Source organism: Leucobacter soli, assembly GCF_042659205.1.
GTDB classification, from domain to species: Bacteria; Actinomycetota; Actinomycetes; order Actinomycetales; family Microbacteriaceae; genus Leucobacter; species Leucobacter soli.
On sequence record NZ_JBHSRW010000127.1, the window covers coordinates 1 to 6,357 of the forward strand.

At 70.2% G+C, this 6,357-nt stretch carries 6 protein-coding genes; 5 read left to right on the plus strand and 1 reads right to left on the minus strand.

The genetic code is table 11. The features are described from left to right. Positions 1-604, minus strand: a 604-nt coding sequence (locus ACFPZL_RS08625; protein ID WP_382335112.1) for a hypothetical protein, incomplete at its 3' end; no start/stop codon positions are given. A gap of 198 nt (positions 605-802) precedes the next feature. Between ACFPZL_RS08625 and ACFPZL_RS08630 the strand changes: the two genes are divergently transcribed. The 5 genes from ACFPZL_RS08630 (at position 803) to ACFPZL_RS08650 (ending at position 6,322) form a co-directional block, all read left to right on the plus strand. Beyond that, on the plus strand, positions 803-1,969 hold the full coding sequence (locus ACFPZL_RS08630) for a CaiB/BaiF CoA transferase family protein (protein WP_218114483.1): 1,167 nt from the start codon (positions 803-805) through the stop codon (positions 1,967-1,969). Positions 1,970-2,082: 113 nt separating this feature from the next. Further along, positions 2,083-3,249, plus strand: a complete 1,167-nt coding sequence (locus ACFPZL_RS08635) for an acyl-CoA dehydrogenase family protein (RefSeq protein ID WP_218114388.1) — start codon at positions 2,083-2,085, stop codon at positions 3,247-3,249. Between the two features lie 568 nt (positions 3,250-3,817). Beyond that, positions 3,818-4,324, plus strand: coding sequence for a GntR family transcriptional regulator (locus ACFPZL_RS08640; RefSeq protein WP_218114389.1), 507 nt, complete (start codon positions 3,818-3,820; stop codon positions 4,322-4,324). Further along, the gene (locus ACFPZL_RS08645) at positions 4,321-5,382 is read left to right on the plus strand and encodes an SdpI family protein (protein ID WP_218114390.1); all 1,062 of its coding nucleotides are present in this window, start codon (positions 4,321-4,323) and stop codon (positions 5,380-5,382) included. Before ACFPZL_RS08640 ends, ACFPZL_RS08645 begins: the two co-directional genes overlap by 4 nt. 13 nt (positions 5,383-5,395) lie before the next feature. Further along, positions 5,396-6,322, plus strand: a complete 927-nt coding sequence (locus ACFPZL_RS08650) for a CPBP family intramembrane glutamic endopeptidase (RefSeq protein ID WP_382335113.1) — start codon at positions 5,396-5,398, stop codon at positions 6,320-6,322. The last annotated feature ends 35 nt before the right edge of the window (positions 6,323-6,357 follow it).

Sequence of the window (6,357 nt, forward strand, 5' to 3'; positions counted from 1 at the left end):
CGACCGCGCGCGCTCGGGCCGAGGCGAGACTGTTCGGCGCCTGCTCGACGGCGACGGCTCGGCCGATCGCCAAATCGAGCAGGTGCGCGCGGCACAGCTCGATGATCGGCGCGAGGCGCGCGGCGGGCCCGGCATCGGCATCGACTGCGGCATCGGTAGCGCCTGCGGTATCGGCATCGGCATCGACTCCGACATCGAATCTCGTATCGTCATCGACCCGTAGCACGAGCACCAGCTCGGCGAAGCCCTGGCGGTAGGGGATGTCCAGCTCGGTCGCGCGGATGACGAAGTGCTGAGGCGCGCTCGCGCGGAACGCGGTGAGGAAGGCGTCGATTCGCTCGGGGCGGCCGCGCGCGAGCGCGGCGCGCACCTGTCTGGGCAGGTGTTCCTCCGGCCAGCACACGCCGAGCGCCGCAGCCGCATCCTCGTAGCGGCCACGGGCGATGAGCGCGCCGACCCTGGACCTTCGCAACTGTTCCCGGTGCTCCGTCTCGGACTCGGCCGGCCGGACCTCGGCGACACCGGTCGTGAGGCTGGGCCGCGCACTCCTCGTGACGCGGTCGCCAGTCCGGTTCGCCGACCCGCGTGCGCTGTGCTGCGGCATGGTACCTCCCCGCGTCTGGCAGTCCGTGATCACAATTTGCACAAGTGAAGCATTCGACTTGTGCATTTTGAACCTTACTCCACTCTGCGCGGGCGCGTAGCCTGAAGCGTGTCGAAGCTCGGAGGCCACGTGAATCACCCGGATCAGCCCACCGCCGCATCCCCGTCTGCCCCGCCAGCGAACCATCGCCGCGGGCCGATGGCCGGGATCCGCATCGCGGACTTCTCGCGGGTCCTCGCCGGCCCGCACGCCACGATGATCCTCGCCGACCTCGGCGCCGATGTGATCAAGATCGAGAGCCCCGAGGGCGACGGTACTCGTCAGTGGTCGCCGCCGAGCAATGCGGTCGGCCAGAGCACCTACTTCGCCGGTGTCAACCGTGGCAAGCGCTCGATTGTCTGCGACCTGCGCTCCGAGGAGGGCATTGCCCGTGCCCGAGAGCTCGCACTCTCCGCGGACGTCGTGATCGAGAACTTCAAGCCCGGCACCATGCAGAAGTTCGGCCTCGGCTACGAGGCCGTCGCCGCCGAGAACCCGGGCGTCGTCTACTGCTCCATCTCGGGCTTCGGCGATGCCGCCGGGAAGGATCTGCCGGGGTACGACCTGCTGGTGCAGGCGGTCGGCGGCCTCATGAGCATCACGGGACAGCCCGACGGCGCGCCCGGCGGCGAACCTACCAAGGTCGGCGTTGCACTGGTCGACATCCTCACCGGGCTCAACGCGGTGATCGGCATCCAGGCCGCACTGCGCGCGCGCGACTTGCCGGCCGACGCCCCTGGGGCGTCCGGCGGCCGCGGCCAGCATGTGAAGGTCACGCTGCTGGGATCCCTGCTCTCCGCGCTCGCCAACCAGGCCTCCTCCACGCTCGAGACCGGCGTCTCCCCGGGGCGGATGGGCAACGCCCACCCCTCCATCGCGCCGTACGAGACGTTCCGCGCCGCGGATCAGTCGATCGCGGTCGCCGTCGGCACCGACGGTCAGTTCGCCCGCCTCGCGCAGGCGGTCGGGGATCCGACGCTCGCCGACGATCCGCGCTTCGCCGACAACCCCTCCCGCGTCGAGCATCGCGCCGAACTGTGCGAGAGGCTGGAGGCGCGCCTGCGCACCCGCACCGCCGCCGAATGGATCGACGCCTTCACCGCGGCCGGCATCCCGGCCGGTCGCGTCAACACGATCGCGCAGGCGATCGAGCTCGCCGAGAGCCTGGAGCTCGGTGTCGTGGCGGAGACCCCGGCCGTCGGGCCCGACGGGGAGGCGCACACGCTCCGATCCATCGCGACGCCCATCTCGTTCTCCGAGACTCCGGCTCGCTACGGCACGCCGCCCCCCGGCCTCGGCGAGCACGACGGCGCCACTTGGCGCTGATCCGACACGATCCGTCATTCTGCGCGAGCAAAGCGAGTCGCAGAATCCGACCTGTACACCCGAGATCCCGCGATTCGCTCCGCGCGCAGGATGATGCAATGAGAGGAACCCCCATGCCCACCACGATCGACCAGCTCTTCGACATCTCCGATTTCGTGACCGAGGAGGAGCGCGAGTGGCAGTTGAGGGCGCGGGAGTTCGCGCAGACGCGCATCGCGCCGATCATCGATGAGGCGTTCGAGGATCGCCGCCTGCCGGTCGAGCTGCTGCCCGAGGTCGGCGAGTTCGGCGCCTTCGGCATGTACATGGACGGCTACGGGCTGCGCGGCGCCTCGTCGGTCGCCTACGGCCTCGTCGCGATGGAGTTCGAAGCGGTCGACTCGGGGTTCCGCACGGCGCTCTCGGTGCAGGGCTCGCTCGCGATGGGCGCCATCCATAAGTTCGGCAGCGAGGAGCAGAAGCAGCGCTGGCTGCCCGCGATGGGCCAAGGCTCGGCGATCGGCTTCTTCGGACTGACCGAGCCGCAGGGCGGATCCGACCCGAGCACCATGATCACCACCGCTCGCCGCGACGGCGACACGTGGGTGCTCAACGGCAAGAAGCGCTGGATCGGCCTCGCCACCATCGCAGCGGTCGGCGTGATCTGGGCGAAGGACGAGGAGGGCGTGGTGCGCGGCTTCGTCGTGCCGACCGACACCCCGGGCTTCCAGGCGACGGCGATCGAGAACAAGCTCTCGATGCGGGCCTCGCTGCAGACCGAGATCGAACTGAACGATGTGCGCCTGCCGCTCGACGCGATGCTGCCGGGCGCCAAGGGACTCTCGGCGCCGTTCAAGTGCCTAAACGAGGCGCGCTACGGCATCGCCTGGGGCGTGATGGGCGCTGCGCGCTCGTGCCTCGAGGTCGCGATCGAGCGTTCGCAGACGCGCGAGACGTTCGGGTCGCCCATCGGCGGCAAGCAGATCATCCAGGCCAAGTTCGCAGATATGTTCCTCGAGTATCAGAAGGGACTGCTGCTCGCGTTGCATCTGGGGCGGCTGAAGGATGCGGGCAAGCTGCCCCACGCTCAGATCTCGGTCGGCAAGCTGAACAACGTGCGCGAGGCGATCAAGATCGCCGGCACCTGCCGCGCGATCCTCGGCGGCGACGGCATCACCTCCGACTTCCCGGTGATGCGGCACATGGCGAACCTCGAGTCGGTGCGCACCTACGAGGGCACCGATGAGGTGCACCAGCTGGTGATCGGGCGCGAGCTGACCGGCATCGCCGCGTTCGCCTGAGGGGGCCAGTCTCCCGCGCGGGCGCTTGCCCCGCGTGCGGTATCTCCCTCGCGTGCGGCTGCCCGTGCGTGGTGCCTGCGTCGCGCGTGACTGCCGGTTTGGCCTGCGGGTGCCTGCTTCGTGCGCGGGCGTCTGCGGGTGCCTGCCGCATGTACGGCTGCCGACGCGTGTGCCTGCCCCGTGCGCGGTGCCTCCCTCATGCGTGACCGGCACTCTCCCTCGTGACCGGCGCTTTCCGTCTCGTGTCCGGTCCCTCACCTTCACGACTGGCCCCCTATCTGGCGAGTGGCCCCCTTGGTCCCGGTGATCAAGGGGGCCGCTCGTGAATAAGGGGGCCGTTCAACAGCGGGGAGTCTGACGGTAGGGGACTGGTTACGGTTGCAGGCGGTTGACGGTTGTAGGTGATGGACGGTTGCATCCGGGCGGCGGATGCAGTCGAGTGGCGGGGTTTCCGGCGACCGGGCGCGGACGAGGGGTGCGGCCGGATGAGACATCGGGAGTGCGACTCGTCGACTCCATAAGTTATAGTTGAAGTAGAACTACTCAATTAGGCGAAGCGGGGTGCGTCATGCTGATCCGGGTCGACGCCGCGAAGGATCGGCCGATCTACGCGCAGATCGCCGACTCGATCCGCGCTGCGGTCTCCGCCGGTCGCCTGGTCCCCGGCGAGAAGCTGCCGCCGGCCGGTGATATCGCCGCAGGGCTCGAGGTGAACAAGCACACGGTGCTGCACGCGTACCAGCTGCTCCGGGACGAAGGACTGCTCGATCTGCGGCGCGGGCGAGGCGCAGTCGTGACGCCGCTGGCCGAGGAGATCGCATCGCTGCACCGGGAGGCGCAGGCGCTCGCGGCCCGGGCCAGACTGCTCGGCATCGAGGCCGAGACGCTCGCCGCGATCGTGGCGCACGCGCACACCGACGCGGTCGGAACCTACGCTGCCGATACCGTCGGCACCGGCGCAGTAGACACCGGCGCAGTCGGTACGGCGACGGTCGGCGCGGAAGTCGGTGCAGCAGTCGGCGCGGCGGCCGCGCGAAACGAAGCGACGCTCTCGCGGAAGAGGAGGACGCCATGAACGATGCGACACCGCAGCTCCTGAGCGAGGAGCAGCGCCGAGATCTCCACCGGGCGCGGCGCGCAGCGCGCTGGGTGGGAGTGTACGTCCCCGTGGCGGTCGTGCTCATCGGCCTCGCCGTGGTCATCGTCTGGATCCCGAGACTGCCGGATCCGGCCGCGACGCACTGGGGCTTCTCCGGCGGCCCGGACGGCTTCGGCTCGCGCTGGACCTCGGTGTGGCTCCTCGGCGGGCTCGGACTCGGCTTCATCCTGATGATGCGCCTCATGGTCGTCTTCGGCGGCCGAGGCGGGGCGATGCCGCTGTGGTCGCGTTTCCAGCGCTTCATGACCGCCTTCACCGTTGGGTTCGCGGCGTTCATCGTCACGGTGACGCTGACGACCGCGGGCGTGCAGCTCGACCTCGACGACGCGGCCGATGCTCCCGGTGTCGGCGGCTTCATGGCGCTCAGCTTCGGAATCTGGATCGTCGCCGGGCTCGTCGGGTGGTTCGCGCAGCCGAGCGTTGAGATCCGGCAGCCGGTGGCGGATCCGAGCCGTCCGCTCGCGCTCGCGGGCACGGAGCGCGCGGTGTGGATCGGGGCGGTGAAGCCGTCACGGGTGTTCCTCTGGGTGATCGGTGCGGCCCTCGGCGTGCTCGGGGTGAGCACGGTCGTCGTGTTCCTCGCTCCGGTCGAGACCGCGGTGCGCTGGATCATGTTCGGGGTGTTCCTCCTCGTCCTGGCGCTCTCGGTCACGACGCTCTGGTTCGGCGTGCGGATCGATGCGCGTGGGCTCGAGGCGCGGTCGTTCCTGGGCTGGCCGGCCTTCCGGCTGCCCGCGACCGAGGTCGAGAGCGTCGTGGCCGAGCGGATCGTGCCCTTCGCGGAGTTCGGAGGCTGGGGCCTCCGGTGGACTCCGGGCCGCTTCGGGATCGTGATGCGGACCGGTGACGGCGTGGTCGCGACGCGTGAGGACGGGCGGATCTTCGCCGTCACCGTCGACGATGCGGAGACGGCGGCCGCGCTGCTCGCCGCCGTCGCCGAACAGGCCCGTACCAGTGGCGTTGCGGGGGAGTGAGGGGAGCGAACGGATGAACGAGCGGATAGACGGAAACCTGTCGGATCAGCCAGATCGCGGAACCGGGCGTACCGGGCGTGCCGGGCGTACCGATCGTCCCGAGCGCACCGCGGCGCCCCTGAGCGGCGGGCGCCCTGACCGCCCGGATCGCGTGCCGTGGGCAGCGGTGATCGTGTACATCGTCGTCGCGTTCGGTCTCGCCTGGCTGGTCGCCATACCCATCTGGTCGAGCGGCGGCGGCGAGGCACCCGATCTGGCGGCGAAGATCGCCGTGACCGGCATGGCCATGATGTTCACGCCGACGGTTGCGGCCCTGGCGGCGATGCTCGTGTCACGGGCACCGCGCGGTACCCGCCTGCGTCTCCTCGGGCTCTGGCCGCTCAGGCCGGCCAAGCGGGTCGTCTGGTTCATGGTCGGGGCGATCCTCGCGCCGATCGCGGTCGTCGTGGCCGTGGTGTTCGTCTCCGCGGCGCTCGGCCTGGTGCGGCTGGACCTCGTGGGGTTCTCGGGCTTCCGCGAAATGCTCGACGCGCAGCTGGCGGGGCTCGATCCGGCGGTCGCTGCGGCGATGCCGCCCATCGGCCTGCTCGTCGCCCTGCAGCTGCTCTCGATCCCGTTCGGTGCACTCGTCAACACCGTCTTCGCGCTCGGCGAGGAGCTGGGCTGGCGAGGGTGGCTCCTGCCGGCACTCCGGCCGTTCGGCCGGTGGCCGGCACTGCTGATCACGGGCGTCGTCTGGGGGCTGTGGCATTCGCCGCTGATCCTGCTCGGCTACAACTTCGGGTACACCGACTGGCGCGGTGTCGCGCTGATGGTCGGCGGCTGCGTCGCCTGGGGCGTGCTGTTCGGCTGGGCGCGCCTGCGCTCGGCGTCGGTGTGGCCGGCGGCCATCGGGCACGGCGCGCTGAACGCCTCGGCCGTTCTCGGTCGCGCAGATTGAAGCGTTGCTCTCGTCCGGGGTCAGGCGGCGTACAC

Coding starts and splice junctions, on each gene's coding strand:
- ACFPZL_RS08630 (WP_218114483.1), top strand. CDS start 803: ATGGCCGGGATCCGCATCGCGGACTTCTCGCGGGTCCTCGCCGGCCCG.
- ACFPZL_RS08635 (WP_218114388.1), top strand. CDS start 2,083: ATGCCCACCACGATCGACCAGCTCTTCGACATCTCCGATTTCGTGACC.
- ACFPZL_RS08640 (WP_218114389.1), top strand. CDS start 3,818: ATGCTGATCCGGGTCGACGCCGCGAAGGATCGGCCGATCTACGCGCAG.
- ACFPZL_RS08645 (WP_218114390.1), top strand. CDS start 4,321: ATGAACGATGCGACACCGCAGCTCCTGAGCGAGGAGCAGCGCCGAGAT.
- ACFPZL_RS08650 (WP_382335113.1), top strand. CDS start 5,396: ATGAACGAGCGGATAGACGGAAACCTGTCGGATCAGCCAGATCGCGGA.